This is a genomic window from Shewanella sp. SP1S1-7 (assembly GCF_031932105.1).
GTDB classification, from domain to species: Bacteria; Pseudomonadota; Gammaproteobacteria; order Enterobacterales; family Shewanellaceae; genus Shewanella; species Shewanella baltica.
Genome location: NZ_JAUOEU010000016.1, coordinates 13,684 through 31,873, shown reverse-complemented (window position 1 = coordinate 31,873; position 18,190 = coordinate 13,684). Strand labels below are relative to the sequence as shown.

General features: G+C 46.7%; 14 protein-coding genes. 9 read left to right on the top strand and 5 right to left on the bottom strand.

Going from position 1 to position 18,190, the window contains the following annotated elements; genetic code table 11:
* Positions 1–353: 353 nt before the first annotated feature.
* The 4 genes from deoC (at position 354) to deoD (ending at position 4,666) form a co-directional block, all read left to right on the top strand.
* The gene (gene deoC, locus Q4Q49_RS13360; protein WP_006086931.1) at positions 354–1,124 is read left to right on the top strand and encodes a deoxyribose-phosphate aldolase; all 771 of its coding nucleotides are present in this window, start codon (positions 354–356) and stop codon (positions 1,122–1,124) included.
* Positions 1,125–1,308: 184 nt separating this feature from the next.
* Positions 1,309–2,640: a thymidine phosphorylase gene (deoA, locus tag Q4Q49_RS13355; RefSeq protein ID WP_012587040.1), complete on the top strand. Its 1,332-nt coding sequence runs from the start codon at positions 1,309–1,311 to the stop codon at positions 2,638–2,640.
* A gap of 9 nt (positions 2,641–2,649) precedes the next feature.
* A complete protein-coding gene (locus tag Q4Q49_RS13350) occupies positions 2,650–3,864 on the top strand; it encodes a phosphopentomutase (RefSeq protein ID WP_311999573.1) in 1,215 nt (404 codons plus the stop codon).
* A 91-nt stretch (positions 3,865–3,955) separates the two neighbouring features.
* Entirely contained in the window at positions 3,956–4,666 is a 711-nt protein-coding gene (gene deoD / locus Q4Q49_RS13345) for a purine-nucleoside phosphorylase (RefSeq protein WP_006082701.1), read from the top strand.
* A gap of 187 nt (positions 4,667–4,853) precedes the next feature.
* On the opposite strand, the gene Q4Q49_RS13340 is transcribed toward deoD, so the two are convergent.
* Positions 4,854–5,888, bottom strand: coding sequence for an AhpA/YtjB family protein (locus tag Q4Q49_RS13340; protein WP_409373215.1), 1,035 nt, complete (start codon positions 5,886–5,888; stop codon positions 4,854–4,856).
* Between the two features lie 79 nt (positions 5,889–5,967).
* Between Q4Q49_RS13340 and serB the strand changes: the two genes are divergently transcribed.
* Both serB and Q4Q49_RS13330 read left to right on the top strand, forming a co-directional pair.
* Positions 5,968–6,948, top strand: coding sequence for a phosphoserine phosphatase SerB (gene serB / locus Q4Q49_RS13335; RefSeq protein ID WP_311999571.1), 981 nt, complete (start codon positions 5,968–5,970; stop codon positions 6,946–6,948).
* Positions 6,949–7,076: 128 nt separating this feature from the next.
* Entirely contained in the window at positions 7,077–8,072 is a 996-nt protein-coding gene (locus tag Q4Q49_RS13330; protein WP_311999570.1) for an alpha/beta hydrolase, read from the top strand.
* Here Q4Q49_RS13330 and Q4Q49_RS13325 read toward each other — a convergent pair.
* Positions 8,069–10,450 (bottom strand): PilZ domain-containing protein, encoded by a 2,382-nt coding sequence (locus Q4Q49_RS13325; protein ID WP_311999569.1) that lies wholly within the window; start codon positions 10,448–10,450, stop codon positions 8,069–8,071. The two genes, Q4Q49_RS13330 and Q4Q49_RS13325, sit on opposite strands and share 4 nt — an antisense overlap.
* A 103-nt stretch (positions 10,451–10,553) precedes the next feature.
* On the opposite strand from Q4Q49_RS13325, the gene radA reads away from it, so the two are divergent.
* On the top strand, positions 10,554–11,918 hold the full coding sequence (gene radA, locus Q4Q49_RS13320; protein ID WP_311891587.1) for a DNA repair protein RadA: 1,365 nt from the start codon (positions 10,554–10,556) through the stop codon (positions 11,916–11,918).
* Positions 11,919–11,999: 81 nt separating this feature from the next.
* Here radA and Q4Q49_RS13315 read toward each other — a convergent pair whose 3' ends face one another.
* Positions 12,000–12,371: a PilZ domain-containing protein gene (locus tag Q4Q49_RS13315; RefSeq protein ID WP_006082695.1), complete on the bottom strand. Its 372-nt coding sequence runs from the start codon at positions 12,369–12,371 to the stop codon at positions 12,000–12,002.
* A 199-nt stretch (positions 12,372–12,570) separates the two neighbouring features.
* Here Q4Q49_RS13315 and torR point away from each other — a divergent pair, with 199 nt between their 5' ends.
* Complete coding sequence (gene torR, locus Q4Q49_RS13310) at positions 12,571–13,281, top strand: two-component system response regulator TorR (protein ID WP_106651293.1); 711 nt, start codon at positions 12,571–12,573, stop codon at positions 13,279–13,281.
* On the opposite strand, the gene torT is transcribed toward torR, so the two are convergent.
* Positions 13,278–14,354, bottom strand: coding sequence for a TMAO reductase system periplasmic protein TorT (gene torT / locus Q4Q49_RS13305; protein WP_311999602.1), 1,077 nt, complete (start codon positions 14,352–14,354; stop codon positions 13,278–13,280). The two genes, torR and torT, sit on opposite strands and share 4 nt — an antisense overlap.
* A 61-nt stretch (positions 14,355–14,415) precedes the next feature.
* Here torT and torS point away from each other — a divergent pair, with 61 nt between their 5' ends.
* Positions 14,416–17,478 (top strand): TMAO reductase system sensor histidine kinase/response regulator TorS, encoded by a 3,063-nt coding sequence (gene torS / locus Q4Q49_RS13300; protein WP_311999568.1) that lies wholly within the window; start codon positions 14,416–14,418, stop codon positions 17,476–17,478.
* Between the two features lie 61 nt (positions 17,479–17,539).
* Here the strand turns inward: torS and torD are convergent, their stop codons facing one another.
* Positions 17,540–18,169: a molecular chaperone TorD gene (torD, locus tag Q4Q49_RS13295; protein ID WP_311999567.1), complete on the bottom strand. Its 630-nt coding sequence runs from the start codon at positions 18,167–18,169 to the stop codon at positions 17,540–17,542.
* Between the last annotated feature and the right edge of the window lie 21 nt (positions 18,170–18,190).

The following is an 18,190-nucleotide window of genomic DNA, read 5'->3' as shown; positions in this document are numbered from 1 at the left end:
TTATCTAAGCCTATTAGGCTAACAAGTGGGTTTATATAAAGGTTTGTGTTTTTCTCGCGCTAAAATGGATTTTTCGCGGAAAAGTAGGAGCAAGATTTTATTCGTATCCTCTCTTCCGGTCTTCAAGGATTCAAGTCGTGGTCACTTATAAGTTATTTTAAGTGTCAGGATGCCTATTGCTCTTTATGACTTAGGCAAGATTGAATACCTACAACAAGGTAGTTTGTACAAGCAAATTACTCGGCATCGCCTGAAGGCCCGGCCATAAAAATAATCAAAATAATGCCACCTCTTAAGCGTTGCTTTTATGCGACTGATTTCTATTCATTTAATTTTTATTTTGGAGAGCTATTATGACTGATTTAAAAAAAGCAGCACAACGCGCCATCGAGTTAATGGACTTAACGACTTTGAATGATGATGACACAGATCAAAAAGTGATCGACCTGTGCCACAAAGCGAAAACGGCTGCAGGCAATACTGCCGCTATCTGCATTTACCCACGTTTCATCCCGATTGCACGTAAGACACTCGATGAAATCGGTGCTGAAGATATCCAAATCGCCACAGTGACTAACTTCCCCCATGGCAACGATGACATCGCTATTGCCGTGCTAGAAACTCGTGCTGCCGTTGCCTATGGTGCAGACGAAGTTGACGTGGTATTCCCATACCGCGCACTGATGGAAGGCAATGAAACGATTGGTTTTGAATTAGTTAAAGCCTGTAAAGAAGCCTGTGGTGAAGTCTTGTTAAAAGTCATCATCGAATCTGGCGTGTTAGCTGATCCTGCGCTTATCCGCCGTGCATCTGAGCTTTCAATCGATGCGGGTGCTGACTTTATCAAAACTTCTACGGGTAAAGTGCCTGTAAACGCCACACTCGAAGCGGCTGAGATCATGTTAACTGTGATCAGCGAAAAGAATACCCAAGTAGGCTTCAAGCCTGCCGGTGGTGTGCGTGATGCTGCCCAAGCTGCTGAGTTCCTAGGTGTTGCAGAGCGTATTTTAGGTGCTGACTGGGTTTCACCGCGTACCTTTAGATTTGGTGCTTCAAGCTTACTCAACAGCTTGCTGCACACATTAGAACTGGCAGATGCGCCTAAGCCGACTCAAGGCTATTAATTGCAAACTATCGCTGATTAATACTATCTGCGTATAGCGAGCCTAATTAAGTGTGACCTAAATCTATTTGGTAAACTCAAAACTTCGATAGTATGAACTTGTAATATTGCTACAGTTTTGATGTTTCATTGCAAAGATAAGCACTAGCAACAGAGTTGTTAGTGCCTATCTTGGAGGCAGTATCATGTTTCTAGCTCAAGAGATTATTCGTAAAAAACGTAATGGTTTAGCGCTAAGTTCCGAAGAAATACAGTTCTTTGTTCAAGGTATCACTACCAACTCCGTATCTGAAGGTCAGATCGCCGCATTAGGCATGGCGGTGTATTTTAATGACATGAATATGGATGAAAGAATCGCTTTAACGACAGCGATGCGTGATTCTGGCACTGTGCTTAATTGGCAATCATTGGGACTCAACGGTCCTGTCATCGACAAACACAGCACTGGTGGTGTCGGCGATGTGATTAGTCTCATGCTTGGCCCTATGGCTGCGGCTTGTGGCGGTTATGTGCCTATGATTTCTGGGCGCGGCCTAGGTCATACTGGCGGCACGCTCGATAAGTTTGATGCCATTCCTGGTTACCAAACTGAGCCTTCAAGTGAATTGTTCCGCAAAGTGGTTAAAGACGTCGGTGTGGCGATTATTGGCCAAACAGGCGATCTCGTTCCTGCCGACAAACGTTTCTATTCTATCCGCGATAATACCGCCACCGTTGAATCTATTTCCCTCATCACAGCATCGATTCTGTCTAAGAAATTAGCCTGTAATTTAGATGCGCTAGCGATGGACGTAAAAGTTGGTAGCGGCGCCTTTATGCCAACCTATGAGGCATCGGAAGAATTAGCTCGCAGTATCGCCGCCGTTGCAAATGGCGCGGGTACTAAAACGACGGCTTTGCTTACCGATATGAATCAAGTGCTTGCATCTTGTGCTGGTAACGCGGTTGAAGTGAAAGAAGCCATCGACTTTTTAACGGGGGCTTACCGTAATCCGCGTTTATATGAAGTCACTATGGGTCTTTGCGCTGAGATGCTGCTTCTTGGCGGTCTTGCAAGCAATGAGGCCGACGCTCGCGCTAAACTGAATCGTGTACTCGATAATGGCCGCGCCGCAGAACTCTTTGGCAAGATGGTGTCGGGTCTTGGTGGTCCGGTCGATTTTGTTGAAAACTACAGTAAATACCTACCGCAATCGCAAATTATTCGCCCGGTTTTTGCCGATATGCAAGGTTATGCCTATAGCATGGATACCCGTGAATTAGGTTTAGCGGTTGTGACCTTAGGTGGCGGCCGCCGTAAGCCCGGTGATGCACTAGACTATAGTGTTGGCTTAACCCAAGTGTGTGCCCTAGGCGATAAAGTGGATTCATCGACGCCAATTGCCGTTATCCATGCACAGTCTGAAGCCGCCTTCGCGGAAGCGGAACTTGCGGTGAAAAAAGCGATTCACATTGGTGAAACCGCTCCAGAAAAAACACCTGAGATCTATGCCTATATTCGTGCATCGGATCTTTAAGGAAGAATTATGAAACGTACCATTATTATGATGTTGGACTCCTTTGGAGTCGGTGCTTCTGCTGATGCAGCAAGCTTTGGTGATGTCGGTTCCGATACTTTTGGTCATATTGCTAAAGCATGCGCCGAAGGTAAAGCCGATATTGGCCGTGAAGGTCCGCTGAAATTACCTAACTTAGCGCGCTTAGGTTTGGGTCATGCGGCGATGGAAAGCACGGGCGCCTTTGCACCCGGTTTTGGCGATAATGTTGAGCTGATTGGTGCTTATGGTCATGCGCAAGAGTTAAGTTCGGGTAAAGATACGCCGAGCGGTCACTGGGAAATGGCGGGCGTACCCGTACTATTCGAGTGGGGTTATTTCAGCGAACACCAAAATTCTTTCCCTAAAGAACTGACGGATAAGATTTTAGCTCGTGCGGGTCTGGATGGATTCTTAGGTAATTGCCATGCCTCAGGTACAACCATTTTAGAAGAGTTAGGCGAAGAGCACATGCGCTCTGGCAAGCCTATTTTCTACACCTCTGCTGATTCAGTATTCCAAATCGCTTGTCATGAAGAAACCTTCGGTTTAGACAATCTCTATCGTCTTTGCGAAATAACCCGTGAAGAGTTAGAGCCTTACAACATAGGTCGCGTCATTGCCCGTCCATTTGATGGTACTGGTCCAAGTGATTTTGCCCGTACCGGCAATCGTAAGGATTATTCGCTCGCGCCACCTGCAAAAACTGTACTCGATAAGCTGAAAGAGGCTGGCGGTGAAGTGGTGAGTGTAGGCAAGATTGCCGACATTTATGCTTACTGTGGTATCACTAAAAAAGTGAAGGCGAACGGCTTAGAAGCACTTTTCGATGCGACCTTAGCCGAAGTGAAATCTGCGGGTGATAACACTATAGTGTTTACTAACTTCGTGGATTTCGACTCGCACTACGGTCATCGCCGTGATGTGGCAGGTTATGCCAAAGGGTTAGAATATTTCGATGCCCGTTTACCTGAAATGCTCGTATTATTGGGTGAAGATGATCTGCTGATTTTAACCGCGGATCACGGCTGCGACCCAACATGGCAAGGCACAGATCATACCCGTGAATATGTGCCAGTATTAGCTTTTGGCGCTGGATTGAAAGCCGGTTCTCTGGGGCGCCGTAATAGCTTTGCCGATATCGGCCAATCTATTGCAAGCCACTTTAAGCTTGAACCTATGGCCTATGGCGAATCGTTCCTTTAGGCAAATTAGCATTTATTTCGATTTGGCGGCTGACATTTGCCGCCAGTAAACAAAGACTTAAGTCTTAATAAAATAAACAGGGGTTATTTCGATGGCAACACCACACATTAATGCTGTAGAGGGCGCATTCGCTGAGACAATGCTGTTTCCAGGCGATCCATTACGTGCAAAATATATTGCTGAAACATTCTTAGAAAATGTTGAGCAAGTGACTGATGTTCGAAACATGCTAGGTTTTACTGGTACTTACAAAGGTAAGCGTATTTCAGTTATGGGTTCTGGCATGGGTATTCCTTCATGCTCTATCTATGCAACTGAATTAATTCGTGATTACGGCGTTAAAAACCTAATCCGTGTGGGTACTTGTGGTGCGATCAGCACTGACGTTAAAGTACGTGACGTGATCATCGGTATGGGTGCATGTACTGACTCAGCGGTTAACCGTTTACGTTTCAAAGGCCAAGATTTCGCCGCTATCGCTAACTATGAGCTGATGAATGCGGTTATCGAGTCTGCGAAAGTTCGTGGTACTAAAATTCGCGTAGGTAACATTTTCTCTGCGGACCTGTTCTACACTCCTGATCCACAAATGTTCGACGTGATGGAGAAAATGGGCGTATTAGGCGTAGAAATGGAAGCGGCTGGTTTGTATGGCGTTGCCCATGAGTTTGGTGCACGTGCCCTGTGCGTTGTGACTGTATCTGACCACATCCGCACCGGTGAAAAGACTTCTGCAGAAGAACGTCAAACCACATTCAATGACATGATCATCATGACATTAGAAGCAGCTATTACACTGTAACTGTTATTCTGTAAGAGTGTGCTACTGAAAAAAGGGTTCGCAATGCGAACCTTTTTTTATGTCAATTTTTAGCGGCTTTTCTATTCGACTTTGTTATTTATGGCTTGGTTATTTGAAATTGTTTATTGCTTATCTAAAGCCAAGCTTTCAATAGATTAGCGATTTATCCTATCTATTGGGATAACTATTAACCTGTGGAATCTGTGTCGAGGTCGCTTGGTTCACTAGGGGTTTTTGGTGTTGAGGGTTCGGCTACCACGGCTGTTGCTTTCGTCGCCTGTTTTACTCGGCGGACACTTTTCACTTTAGGTTTAACCTTTGCAGGTGTTGCTTGTTCCGCATCGTTTGTCGCGTTTTCAACTGCAGTACTATCCTGTAACTCTAATAATTTTTCTGACGTTTTTTCGGCCTTAGTTTGCACGCTGGTCTGAGTGAGCTTATCGACATTTGTCTCTGTTACTGCTTTTGGCGCCTTAGTGGATTTAGCCGCTTTCTCTTGTGGGTGATCAGTGGTCGACACTGGTTGATCTTCGGTTATCACTTGCGCTGATCCATCACTCGCACTTGCAGATGGCTCTTCAGCTGAGGATTTTTTCTTAGATTTTTTCGGAGATTGACGCAATTTAACCCGAAAGCGGCGGCGGTCAAAATCGGCGCGTTTGAAAGACAAAGAGCGCGAAAGCAACATACCAATCAAGCCTGCAACCAGCAGCATGATATGTTGTTGTTCCATGTTTAAGTTGTGGGCTTCTTTGATTTCGTTGAAAAACAGCTTGGTATCGAGCCTGACTTCGACATAACCTAGATTTTTCCCTTCTTGGATCACAGGCTCAACATAGGGAGGATATTTGCTTAGTAGCAAATTCATTTCTTCCGAGTCAGGATCGACAACATCCTTAGTGATACTTTGGGCGAAAGATAACCGCATGCCTTGGTCGCTGAAGATAGCCGCAGACATCACCTTAGGATCTTCCACTAAAGCACTGGCGAGCCATTGCAACTGCTCATCATTTTGCAGTTGTAGCGCGGGCGCTGCACCATAAGCGGTTTGCTGTACCAGTAATCTGGCCATCTTTTGAGTTTGGGACTTTAGAAGCAGCTGACCTTGTAGTAGGCTTGTCTGCCACAATTGTACTAAGCCGAATATCAAGGCGAAGGCGGCGGCAATTTGGATCAGTCTACTGATTTTATGGCTTTTCTTTAGCCCTTTAAGATATAACACTTTGACCCTTAAAATGTAGAGCGCTTGCCTAATCATAATTGATTCTGAGTGAGCCCGATAGTTGGAGAATTTAAGTCCGATGGAAAGCTTGAACCAAGATGCGCTTTTTTTGTGGTTAGTCTCTGACCATTCCCCAAGGTTTGAACGCCAAGGGCAAGTGTTTGAACGTTATCAAGAGTCAGCAAACCCCGCTGGTGTTTTGCGTTTGCGGGTTATCTATCAAGATACGTTAGCGCAGGCAGCGATATCGGCCTGGATTGCGGCATTACCTTCGTCTGATGTTATCGGTATTGCCCATATCAAACGCCAAGTTGGCTTACATTGCATCGAGTTGGCGCTGGTGAATGTGCCTTCTCAGGCACAGTTAGCGGCGTTCCCTCAGTCTTTGGCTGAACTGCATGTGCTCCATGTTGATTTGCCTCGCTTGCATCATCCCGGCTTATTAGTGATGGACATGGATTCCACGGCGATTCAGATTGAATGCATTGATGAATTAGCGGCCATGGCGGGCGTTGGCGAGCGCGTGGCGGCGATTACTGAACGTGCTATGCAAGGCGAGCTGGATTTTGAACAGAGTCTGCGTCAGCGCGTGGCGCAGCTTAAGGGCGCTGATGCCAGTATTATCACGACTTTGTGCGATAACTTGCCTTTAATGCCAGGGCTTGAGTCCATGCTTTTGGAGCTTAAATCCCATGGCTGGCGCTTAGTGGTGGCATCTGGCGGTTTTACCCCTTTTGTGGGCCATTTAAAGCAGCTGTTAAGCCTAGATGCGGCCTTTGCTAATGAGTTAGTCATCACTGATGGCAAACTCGCGGGTGAAGTGACGGGTAAAGTGGTGGACGCGCAGTTTAAGGCGGATGTGGTTGAGCGTTGCAGTGAGCAGTGGGACATTCCAAAAGGCCAAAGAGTTGCTATCGGTGATGGTGCGAATGATATCCCTATGGTTATGGCGGCGGATTTTGGTATCGCTTTCCATGCCAAACCTAAGCTGGCAGCTGTGGCGGATGCGAATATTCGCCATCTTGACCTGCGCGTTTTACCTTATCTGTTGCAAATCTAGGTTATTCATTTATTTGAAATTTGAGTCGAGATGAAAATCTAAGTAAGGACAGAGTTAGAGTAATGACTCTTGTCTTTTATCGATGAACTGGTAGTTTAGGGAGATTGATAAACTACCAGTGACTCATTTTGACTCAGCTCGCCCAAGGCTCAATTTCGACCATTTCACAGTCTTCAATCTACCTGCCGTACCGCGATGGACAGCTGCATCTACGGCAGTTATTACCGTCGGCGCCTGACTTTTCAAAGACACCTATTCTCATGCTCCATGGCGCCATGTCTAATGGTCGGGTGTTCTATAGCCAAAGTGGCCGTGGCCTAGGTTGTTTTTTGGCTAAGGCGGGATTTGTGGTGTATGTGCTGGATACTGCTGGCAGAGGGCTCAGCTTGCCGAAAATCGATCGTGATTTTACCTTAGGGCAAGGTGAAGTGATCCGCGAGCAATTACCTTTAGTGCAGCAGGCCATTCTCTATTTACATCAAAAAGCCTGCCAAGAACAGACGGCTCAAGATGATCGCAAAGCCGTGGCGCCTTCGCAGGTGCATTGGTGCGCCCATTCATGGGGCGGGGTATTAATGGCGAGCAGTCTGGTCCGTTATCCTGAGTTACAACAAAGCGTTCGTTCGTTAGTCACCTTCGGTAGCAAGCGGACGATTCGGGTTAAGTCCTTCAAAAAGTGGTTGATGGTCGATGTCTTTTGGAACCGTCTAGCGCCAGGCTTAGCGATGGGCCAAGGTTATCTTGCTGCCGATAAGCTGCGCATCGGTATGGATAATGAGAGCCGCGCCTCTTTAGTTCAAAGTATCGATTGGGTGCAGGGTGATTGGATCGATCACGACGATGGATTTGATTATGCGAAAGCGGCAAAGCGCGCTGATTGGCCACCGGCTTGGTTTATCTCAGGGCTAAACGATACTGTGCTTGGGCATCCTGAAGATGTGGCGGATATGGTCGCAGAGTGTGGCTTTAAACGAGTTAAATCAACGCTTCTTTCTAAGGAGAATGGCTTTAAGCATGACTATGGTCATGCCGATATGCTGACGCATTTAGATGCCACCAGCGATCATTTTCCCAAAATTAGTGATTGGTATTTAAGTTTTGATTTGGCGGTGTTAAATGGTTAAGACTGTTTTTTGTGGAGTACTGGGTATCTTAATTCAACCTCTTGGGTGATATCCAAGAGTTCACCGACGCCAATCACTCGCCATAGTTGTTCTTCTAACTGTTTGGCTTTATGGTTTGCATGAATATTAATGTATTCCAACTCGCGGCGCAGGTAACTCATATCTGGCTTCTCTGTTGCGCCACGGTAAATGCGTAGGGCGAGGAATCGGCCTACTGCTTTGCTCTGATTGATAAAGGTTATCTGAGCATCAACTTCACCGACTTCCGTGGCGGGAGTACACTTTAAAAAGATTTTGCCACGTGATTGACGGATCAATTGAACAAACACTTCAATAAAATCCATATCTTGCTGGGGTTTCATCTGGCGAATAGGTTCGAGAATATCCCGTTTAAAGAAACCGTCTTTTAGCAGCGGCGCTAAATTATATTGCAGGGTATCTGAGGTGCCCGCAGCAAAAATATCGCTGATCTCATCTTGTCGCGTACCGACGCCTAAACACGCGACTTGGGCCGATTTTGTCGTTTTTTCAACAAAGTAGGGCACAGAATGCAGATCATGCATCAAAATGTTTTTTAAACCATCGGCAAGTTCATTAGCCTCACTATTGTTCTCGGTCAGTTGTTCTAGCTTTTCCTTATTATGGGCAATGAGTTTATTTAAAAACTCCACCCCCACATGGGGGGTATGGCCCATGACTGCGGTTAAATGCAGTGTCACGCCATTCTTGCGGGTGCGCACTAAACGGTAGGGGAGGTTATCTAGCTGTGTTTTTCCTGCAATAGTTTGTAGTTTGGGAAAGCTTAATAGTAGTGGTTTATTCGATGAGAAATCTGTCGGATTATCTAAGGTTAATTGCATGCCGCGGCTAGAAATATCTAAGGTAATGCCCGTTGCTTTTAGCTTGTCTTGCGTCACGTTGACTAAGGTTTTAAAGGCGAAACGAGCCTCTTGGCGTCGCTCGCTAAATTGCATGGAAACTAACTTAATTTGATTGGTGGTTAATCGTTGTTGACCAAAGGTTTTAAGGGCATTGGCATTACTGCTGTCTTGCCAAGCTTTGTAATGCCCTCTGGCATCTTCATTGCTGATATCAATGAGCTGCAGTAAATGACTAAACTGCGATAACTGCTGTTCGACCAGCGGGCTGAATTTAGCCTCATCGCCCGGCAGGGTTGCGCGGCCATAGCCTTTATCATGATAAATTTTATCTTGGGTGACTTTAAAGATCCGCCAGCTAGGTTTGGTCGACGCAAAGCCTAAAAATAAAGGCATCATGCCCTTAGCTTTAAGCTCGGCTAAGGTGGCAGAGTAAAAATATAAGCAGCCTTGGGCGTTATAGGTAAAACTAAAAAATAGCCCGTGATCGGGATTCTCTGGATGACTCAGTAGTGCCGATACTCGGGTTGGCGTCAACATGGCTGGTAACTGGCTGACATCATTCTCATCTTGAAAATAATGCACTATCTGTTGGTTGTCACGGCTGAGTAGCATGTGACTCAAACCTTGGGTTTGAGTATTGAAATACAAAGGTAAGTGAGGCAGGTGGGGTAAATAATGGCGTTCAAATCCTAGTCCTGTTGCACTAACTATCACATCATTGACATCTACCTTGTAACGCAGTTTATAGCCGCGGATTAAATTGCCGAGCATTTCACTTAAGGCTTCGCTGCCACCAAGGCGTTTGAGTCTTAGCCAAATATATTCGCCATTGGTTTGGCTATCGACAATCTGATAATCCACTCCTAGCTGGAGATCTGGATAGTAAAACTCTTCACTGAGTTCCAGTAACTTAACTTTGAGTGGTTGGTCGAGATCGAAGGGATGATTGGCTGCAAGACGAATACGGGCGCCGCCGATAGATAAATCTGCCGTGATCCCTGGCACTTCACCGCGACCCGTTTGTGATGCCGCAATGCGAATACTGTAATTCATCCGTTCTTCGGCGCGGTTGAAATAGCTGCCTAATACTACGCCTGGCACCATAAAAGGTTCTGGCTCGGCGGCTTCAATCTGAGTCACACCTTGGCGTAATTTTACCCGACGCTGTTGATGGGCATTGAGCACATATTCATACACACCTAAGGTATATTGGTTGCGAAACAGTGACATGGCCTCATGCATACTGCTTTTGGCTGGCTCATCTAAAAAATGTCGCTGTTGACCTAACATGACTTCAGTACAAGGAAGCTCTGATTTATCCCTGAGATCGATAATTCGGGTGCAAGGCGAAGCCAAACGACTCAATTCCATTTTCACAAGAAAACGGGTCGAATTGGTTTCATCTATCGTCAGCTGCTGAAAAATCTCTTGGAAGTTAGGTTCCATGAGTAACGGCTTGAGCTGTTCGATGAGTGCACTGTGGTTATCTAGACTCATGTAGGGTTCTTTTCTAATGCTGATTTTATGCCGTGCTGTGTTAGTCTTATGTCGGCAGTATTCATCGTTACTTAAATTGATTTTATACAGATTTTAATAAGTTATGGCAAAGAATAAAACAGCGTACGTATGTAATGAGTGTGGACAAGACTTTCCCCGTTGGCAAGGTCAATGTAGTGCTTGTCAGGAATGGAATACGATTACTGAGGTCAGGCTCGGTGCGGCTTCTCCTGGGCGCAGCACTAAGTTTGTCGGTTACGCTGGTGCGAGCAGCAATGAAGTGAAGACATTAGATCAAATCGATCTCAATGCTCTGCCGCGAATATTGAGTCATTTCGGGGAGTTAGATCGAGTGCTCGGTGGCGGGATAGTGCCAGGTTCTGCCATTTTGATTGGCGGTCATCCAGGCGCGGGTAAGAGTACGCTTTTATTGCAAACCTTGTGTCATCTGGCCGAGCAAATGCCTGCACTGTATGTCACGGGTGAAGAGTCCTTGCAGCAAGTGGCCATGCGTGCCCATCGCCTTGGTTTACCAACCAATAAACTGCGGATGTTGTCTGAAACCAGCGTTGAGCAAATTTGCGAAGTTGCCCTAAAAGAATTACCCAAAGTCATAGTGGTCGATTCGATTCAAGTGATGCACATGAGCGATGTGGCATCGAGCCCAGGCAGTGTGTCGCAGGTCCGTGAATCCGCTTCTTACTTAACGCGTTTTGCGAAAGAAAATGGCATTGCCGTGATTATGGTCGGCCATGTGACCAAAGATGGTAGTCTGGCTGGGCCCAAGGTATTGGAGCATTGTATTGACTGTTCAGTGATGTTCGAAGGCGATAGTGATAGTCGTTACCGCACCTTGCGTTCCCACAAAAACCGTTTCGGTGCGATCAACGAGTTAGGCGTATTTGCCATGACAGAGCGCGGCTTAAAAGAAGTCGCCAATCCTTCGGCAATTTTCCTTTCCCGTGGTGAAGAAGAATCTTCTGGCTCGCTTGTTATGGTGGTCTGGGAAGGTACGCGGCCGCTACTGGTGGAACTGCAAGTGTTGGTGGATAACTCGGCCATGTCTAACCCCCGGCGCGTAGCTGTGGGTATGGATGCCAACCGTTTAGCTATGTTGCTTGCCGTGATGCACCGCCACGGTGGTTTACAGATGTCGGATCAGGATGTATTTGTGAACGTGGTGGGCGGCGTGAAAGTGACAGAAACCAGTGCCGACTTAACGTTACTCTTGGCTATGGTATCGAGTTTTCGCGGGGATATTTTGCCCAGCGATTTAGTCGCCTTTGGTGAAGTGGGGCTATCTGGCGAAATTCGGCCTGTGCCCAATGGCCAAGAGCGATTAGTTGAAGCCGCTAAACATGGTTTTAAGCGCGCCATAGTGCCAAAGGCCAATGTGCCGAAAAAGCCTCCTGCGGGAATGGAGGTCGTGGGTGTGTCTAAGTTATCCGAAGCGCTAGAAGCGATTTAACATCAAATGCTCGCGAGTGAGATTAATGTCAGCAAGCAAAACAGCGCCATTAGGCGCTGTTTGTGTTTATGAGCGAGTGTTTTAATCTGTGATATTGTGTTTTTCGATAAACAACATAAGTTCGCGATTCAGCAAGGAAGCATCGCCTAAGTTAAGCTCCACCATACGTTTTAGGTGGCTGATACTGTCGACGTCGATAAAGTTACACTTCAAGCCTAATTGGGCATTTTTTTGATGGACCAACTCAGTTTCCATACGGATCTCGATGTCAGATTCGGGCAAGATAAAGCTGAGGGTAATAGCATCACCCGAGTGAATAAAATTTTGCGGCTCTTCGACCAGGGCACCATTTAGACTCAAATCGAGAATGGTTGTCTCCCACTGTGCGACACCTTGTTGTAGATGTGCATTCGTGGCAAATAGAATCCGCGAAAACTTGCGCCTTTCGTCCATACCCAATCCTTTTTCTTTCATAGTGAGCTAAGTGTAGTCCCATCAGTGTCCCTAAGCATATGTCATATTGATGTGACTGTAAAAGCAGAGCAATTTTTTGTTCAATAAAGCTACCGAGATCGCATATTTAACCTTTCACGCATATGCAAATATGAAAAAGTATGAATAATTCACGTAAGTAAAATAAGAGAAATTGAAAATGGCTTACAGTGTGCTGGTTGTCGACGATGAAGCGGTTATCCGTGCGCGATTAAAGGGATATTTTGAAAAGGAAGGTTATCGCGTCGTTGAGGCGGCCGATGGCGAGCAAATGTGGTACGAGTTTAATCGCCAACATATCGATTTGATCATGCTAGATATCAATTTGCCCGGTGTCGATGGTTTGAGCTTGACCCGTGAGCTACGCAGCCGCTCCCATGTGGGCATCATTCTGGTCTCAGGGCGGGATGAATCTATCGACAAAATCGTTGGTCTCGAAATGGGCGCCGATGATTATGTGACTAAACCTTTCGAGCTGAGGGAGTTGCTGGTTAGGGTTAAAAACCTTCTATGGCGGATTTCCCTTGTGAAGCAAGCCGAGCTGGCGGTCGCCGAAGAATTATCCCAACCGGACGATGTGTTAAGTTTCGAAGGTTATCAACTCGAACTCAACAGCCGTAAATTACGCCATGGCGATGTGTTGATCAAACTCACCAAAGCGGAATTTGAGTTACTGGTCGCATTTGCTCTGCATCCGCAGCAAGTCTTATCCCGTGAGCGTTTAATGCAGCAAACCAGTCACCGTAATCTGGATGTCAATGACAGAACCATAGATGTGATCATTCGCCGTCTTCGCAATAAACTCGACACTGAATTGTTTGTCACTGTTCATGGGGAAGGTTATTTATTTGCCGCTAAAGTGGACGATTAATGCGAGTGAGGTCGCACTTGGTACAGAGGGTAAAAGTCGGCCTCCGCTAGACTGAAATCTAATTGAGACAAAGTGTTAGAGGATGATGTTCGCTTGATGATCGCAGGGCCTATATCGCCAAATGGCTGAGCGCCTTCGAGTTGTTTCACTGTAACATCAATGGCGAGTTTTCCCTGTAATACGACTAGATCATCATTACTGTAGATGACTTTTTCCCGTTTGAGCCCACGCACAATGGCGGGGGATAAGTAACTGCTTACTAGCTTGACTCTGTTACTTAATCCCTTTTGTTTCAAGGTACTAATGGCGGCCTCAATCGCCACTGCGCTGCCGAGAATATAATCTGGCTGCTGAGCTTTAAGCAGCATCTGCAACTGGTCACGATACAAATTGCGATTATTATCGGCGTGCTGAATGGCACTAATCTTGACTTGGCTCCCTTCAAGCGCCTGACGTATACCTTGCTCAACTAAATCTGTGCCACCTAGGTTTTCCGGTCCGGCTAAGAGTGCCAAATTTGCCGTTTGTTGCGGATGTTGTGATGATGCATCGGCTTTGATGAAGTTACCCGCCAGTAGCCCCATTTGATACCAGTTGACGCCAATATGAGTTTTGACTTGGTCGCTATTAAGTTTATTGACTAGGGCTAGCACGGGTTTAGTCAGTGGCGCGGTAAATTGGGCAAGTAAATTAGGGCTGACTGAGCCCAGTAAGATGGCATCATAGTCGCCTTGCATACAGCTTTGCAGCTGAGCCAGTTGCTTATCTATATGGTAATAACTGCCAGCTTCGAAGAGATCGAGTGAGACGCCAAGGGTTTTCGCATGTTGGATCAGTCCATAATCAATGCCAATCCAGTAGGCATCTTTGAGGTGTGGCACTAGGGCGCAAATCCGCCAAGGCTGTTGGGCTTTTGTCAGCGGTAAGTAGTTTAATGTTTGGGATTGCTGGATTTTGACATTGAATGGCGTGCGCTGCTCTAATGGCCAAGTGAGGGGGTCACTTGTCGCATAGCCTGAAAACACGAGGCCAAATGTGGCGAGTGTGAACCATCGTTGCCAATATTTTCGCATCATCCCGTATTATCCGCTAAGCATAATCTTGGGTGGCATTGTAACAGTTTAAGGAAGATGTGTGGCTCCTTTATCTTTATCGCGAACCAGTTTAACCGGTCGATTAATGCTCGCCTTCAGTGTGTTAGGCGTATTGTTGATGCTGCTTGTTAGCTTAGGCAGCTTAAGTCTGCATTGGTTAAAACAGGCCGACAGTTACTTGTACGAAGAGTCGCTCCCCGCATCCCAAGCGGCAAGGCAGCTAGTACAAGCTTCTAATGCTTTGTCCGATGGTGTGCAGCAGTTAGGGCGGGTAGAAGATGAACGACAACGGGAGTTTATTGGTCGTAAACTGAGCCTTGAAAGTGTCAATATGTTTAATGGCATCAAAACCTTAACCATATTGGATGTCGACGAAGGCCAAAATCTGAACCTGCTGGCCGAACAAATCATCAGCCAATTAACTTTACTTGGCAAAAGTGTGGGTCGGCGTTTGACCATGGGCGATGAATTGCAGCTGAAGGCCCATGAATTGTCCATTGCAGCAGGACATGCCTCCGAATTACTTCAATCTGAGCTCGCCGTGGTGAATTCTGCCATTTTGGCGAAGTTGAGTCAGGCCTATCCAGATATGGCAGGGGCGAAGCGCAGCGGCCGATTGCTCGACGATGTGATTGAGGGCGAACTTGATATTCAAGAGCAGCTCAATCGTGCCCTTAAGTTAGTTCATCAAATTGCCTTGTTAAGTCAGTTATTTGAATCCTCCGAATTGCAGTCAGAATTGCAATTAAGTGTGCCGAATTTGCTGGCGACGTTTGCAAGCACGAATCCTTCCCCGAGTTTTACGCTTCCTGAGCCTGAGATAGCGACGGCAATGGACAGGGCGCTTGCCCATAAGACGGATTCAGCGCTTGCTTCGAGTGACATCAATATCGATTTGATGGCACTCGATAATGTGCCCGAGATAATTCGCGATCCGGGGCGTTTGCAGGCGTTAAAAACCGAATTAGCAGTGTTAGCGCACACACCACAAATCATTAAATTACAGCGGGAATTAAGCCAAACACTGCAGCAGCAACAGCGTCAGCAGCAAGAGTTAGCCGAAAAACTCTATGGACTTAATACGCTGGTGGATAGAGCTCTAAATCAACAGCAACAACAGGCTGAATTAGCACGTAGTGATTATCTACACCAATTGTCCCTTGCTAGGCTTGGGCTTTGGGGCACAGGTGCCTTGATGTTTGTGGTGATTGGCTTTGTGATCTATCGAGTGATTTATCGCGGTATCGCCCTTAGGTTAAATCAGGCGACCGAAGCCATGTCCCGCTTGAGTTTAGGTGACACGGACGTGAGTTTAGAGGCCCACGGGGATGATGAACTGACTGCGATGGCAAATGCTATCGAAGCCTTCAAGCGTAAAACTGCCCATAATCTTAAATTACAGGCTGATTTACGTCAGGTGGCAGATGAGTTGACCGAGCATAAAAAGGCGTTGGAGCAAACGGTTGCTGCCCGTACGCAAGAGCTGGCCGATACCAATAATCGCCTCGATGCCGAAGCCAAGGGCCATGCTAAAGCAAGGCAAATAGCTGAAGAGGCGAGTCAGGCAAAATCCCAATTCCTTGCGACCATGAGCCACGAAATTCGTACGCCGCTCAATGGTTTACTCGGTACATTAACCTTGCTCGGTCACAGTGATCTACCGCCAGCGCAGCAGCAAATGTTAGCGCTATCGCAATATAGCGGCACTTTATTACAAACCGTGTTGAACGACATTTTGGATTTTTCGCGCCTTGAACAAGGGAAACTCAGCCACGAGCCAAGGCCAACCGATATCAATAGCTTGCTCGATGAAGTGCTGGCGATCATGGTTGCGGGTGCAAATTTAGCTGGGCTCAGCCTCAAAATGAACAAGCCTAAGTTACCAAGCTGCATCAATATCGATGGGCCTAAGTTGCGCCAAGTATTGTTCAACCTAATCGGCAATGGCATTAAATTTACGCAAGAGGGCTGCGTGACGCTAACTGTTAGTCTGCAAGGCACCCAATTGTCCTTCGTCGTGCAGGACACGGGCGTTGGTATTGTGCCTGCGGCACTCGATAAATTGTTTATGCCCTACAGTGCTTTACCTAATCAAGGTCGCAGTCGCGGCACGGGTTTAGGGCTCGCCATTTGTAAGCAATTGGTTGAGTTAATGGATGCTAGCGGCCGCGGGATTTGGGTTAAAAGTCAGCCAGGAAAAGGCAGTGAGTTTGGTTTTGAACTGGCCTTTAATGAATGCGATATGACCTATGTCAAAGCGGTAACAGAGAGGGTATTAGTGCCTACTCGCCAAGTGCTGGTGGTAGAAGACAATAAAGTGAATGCTATGGTGGCGCAGGGATTTTTAGCGCACTTAGGTCACAAGTCAGTTCTTGCTGTCAGTTGCCAACAGGCGCTTGAATTTGTTGAGTCTAGCGGCGTGGTTTTCGATGCTGTGATGCTGGATATTCAGCTCAGTGATGGCACTGGAATCGATTTATTGCCGCAGTTAAAAATGTTGATTGCCAATCCTAGTGTGAAATTTGCAGCCTTTACCGCCCAAATGCAGAGCGAGGATTTACAGCATTACCGCGAGGCAGGATTTGATGCTGTATTGGCTAAGCCCCTAAGTCTACAAACCCTTACAGAATGGCTTGGTGTTGCGGTTTCTCCCTTGTCGGCATCCATTTCATCATCGACTGTTAATGACCTGTTGTCTGCGCCGCCTCAAGTCACAACGGAAGCTAAGATTGCAACGACAATAGCGGATGTCGATGATGAGCCGTTATTAGATCTCAAGCAGTTAGCGCAGGATAAGGACGTACTCGGCAGCGAAGCTATGATGTCTATGCTCGATCTTTTTAGTGATTCGAGTCGTGAGCAGCTTGCCAAACTGTCTCTAGCTAATCCCAAGGAAGAGGTAGCCAAATTGCTGCACGGGCTTAAGGGCAGCAGTGCCAGTATGGGATTGATAGCGTTAGCTAAATTATGTAAGGAGTTAGAGCTGGCGCTAAAAGCCAGTGCAAATAACGCGTTGGAGCTTAGTGAATTTCAGCGGCTTGAGTCTTGCCGGCAGGCATCTATTGTCGCCTTGAGCCAATGGTTAGCTGCACAAAACGACTGAACTTGCCTGCTCATAAACCCATTGGATAGCGTTAGTCTAAAGATAAGTCGCTCTAGAACGTTTAGCTAATCACCGCCTCAGCGGGTTCAAGCTGTGCGATATCTTGCTTCACCCACGCTAGGGTGAGTGTGGCAACTGCACTATAAAAACCGTTTTTGTCGCATTGAGTGAGTTGGTTAATAAATTTTGCTAACCAGGAGTCGACGCAGGTTTGCAAAAAGCTTAATTGGACACTGTCTTCACTGTGACAACATAAGTGCGCCATATAGGCGAGCATCACGGCCAAATGGTCGGCGGGCTCAGGGAAATGACTCTGCACTTGCAGTTTACTCTGGTGTAAAAATTCACTCATCTGCTGATGTTGCTGACCAAATAGCAGAGGTTCATCCTCACCATTTAAATACAGGCTAGCATAGGGTGAAGCGCTGTGTTTGGTGCCAACGAGAAATAAGCCGCAGTAATCCGCCGCGAGTTCGAGTAACGTCTCATCGCTTTTTATCCCATTGAGCGTGCAGCGAATTTTATCCACTGACTGAGTGAGCTTAGCCTCTAGGCTAAGCTGTTCCCAGAATTGCTGCGCCGCTTCGCTGGTGAGTTCCTTAAGTCTTTGCTCGTCAACTTCGCGGGCAAACAGTGATGATAACAGCTGATAAACCAAGGCTCTGGCGTGGTTGATATCGACTTGACTCATTGTATATTCCTCAACACGCCC

Excerpts from the sequence above, each read along its gene's own strand:
- radA (WP_311891587.1), top strand. The coding sequence starts at position 10,554 with ATGGCAAAGAATAAAACAGCGTACGTATGTAATGAGTGTGGACAAGAC.
- Q4Q49_RS13325 (WP_311999569.1), bottom strand. The coding sequence starts at position 10,450 with ATGAGTCTAGATAACCACAGTGCACTCATCGAACAGCTCAAGCCGTTA.
- deoC (WP_006086931.1), top strand. The coding sequence starts at position 354 with ATGACTGATTTAAAAAAAGCAGCACAACGCGCCATCGAGTTAATGGAC.
- torD (WP_311999567.1), bottom strand. The coding sequence starts at position 18,169 with ATGAGTCAAGTCGATATCAACCACGCCAGAGCCTTGGTTTATCAGCTG.
- torR (WP_106651293.1), top strand. The coding sequence starts at position 12,571 with ATGGCTTACAGTGTGCTGGTTGTCGACGATGAAGCGGTTATCCGTGCG.
- Q4Q49_RS13315 (WP_006082695.1), bottom strand. The coding sequence starts at position 12,371 with ATGGACGAAAGGCGCAAGTTTTCGCGGATTCTATTTGCCACGAATGCA.
- deoA (WP_012587040.1), top strand. The coding sequence starts at position 1,309 with ATGTTTCTAGCTCAAGAGATTATTCGTAAAAAACGTAATGGTTTAGCG.
- torT (WP_311999602.1), bottom strand. The coding sequence starts at position 14,354 with ATGCGAAAATATTGGCAACGATGGTTCACACTCGCCACATTTGGCCTC.
- Q4Q49_RS13350 (WP_311999573.1), top strand. The coding sequence starts at position 2,650 with ATGAAACGTACCATTATTATGATGTTGGACTCCTTTGGAGTCGGTGCT.
- deoD (WP_006082701.1), top strand. The coding sequence starts at position 3,956 with ATGGCAACACCACACATTAATGCTGTAGAGGGCGCATTCGCTGAGACA.
- serB (WP_311999571.1), top strand. The coding sequence starts at position 5,968 with ATGGAAAGCTTGAACCAAGATGCGCTTTTTTTGTGGTTAGTCTCTGAC.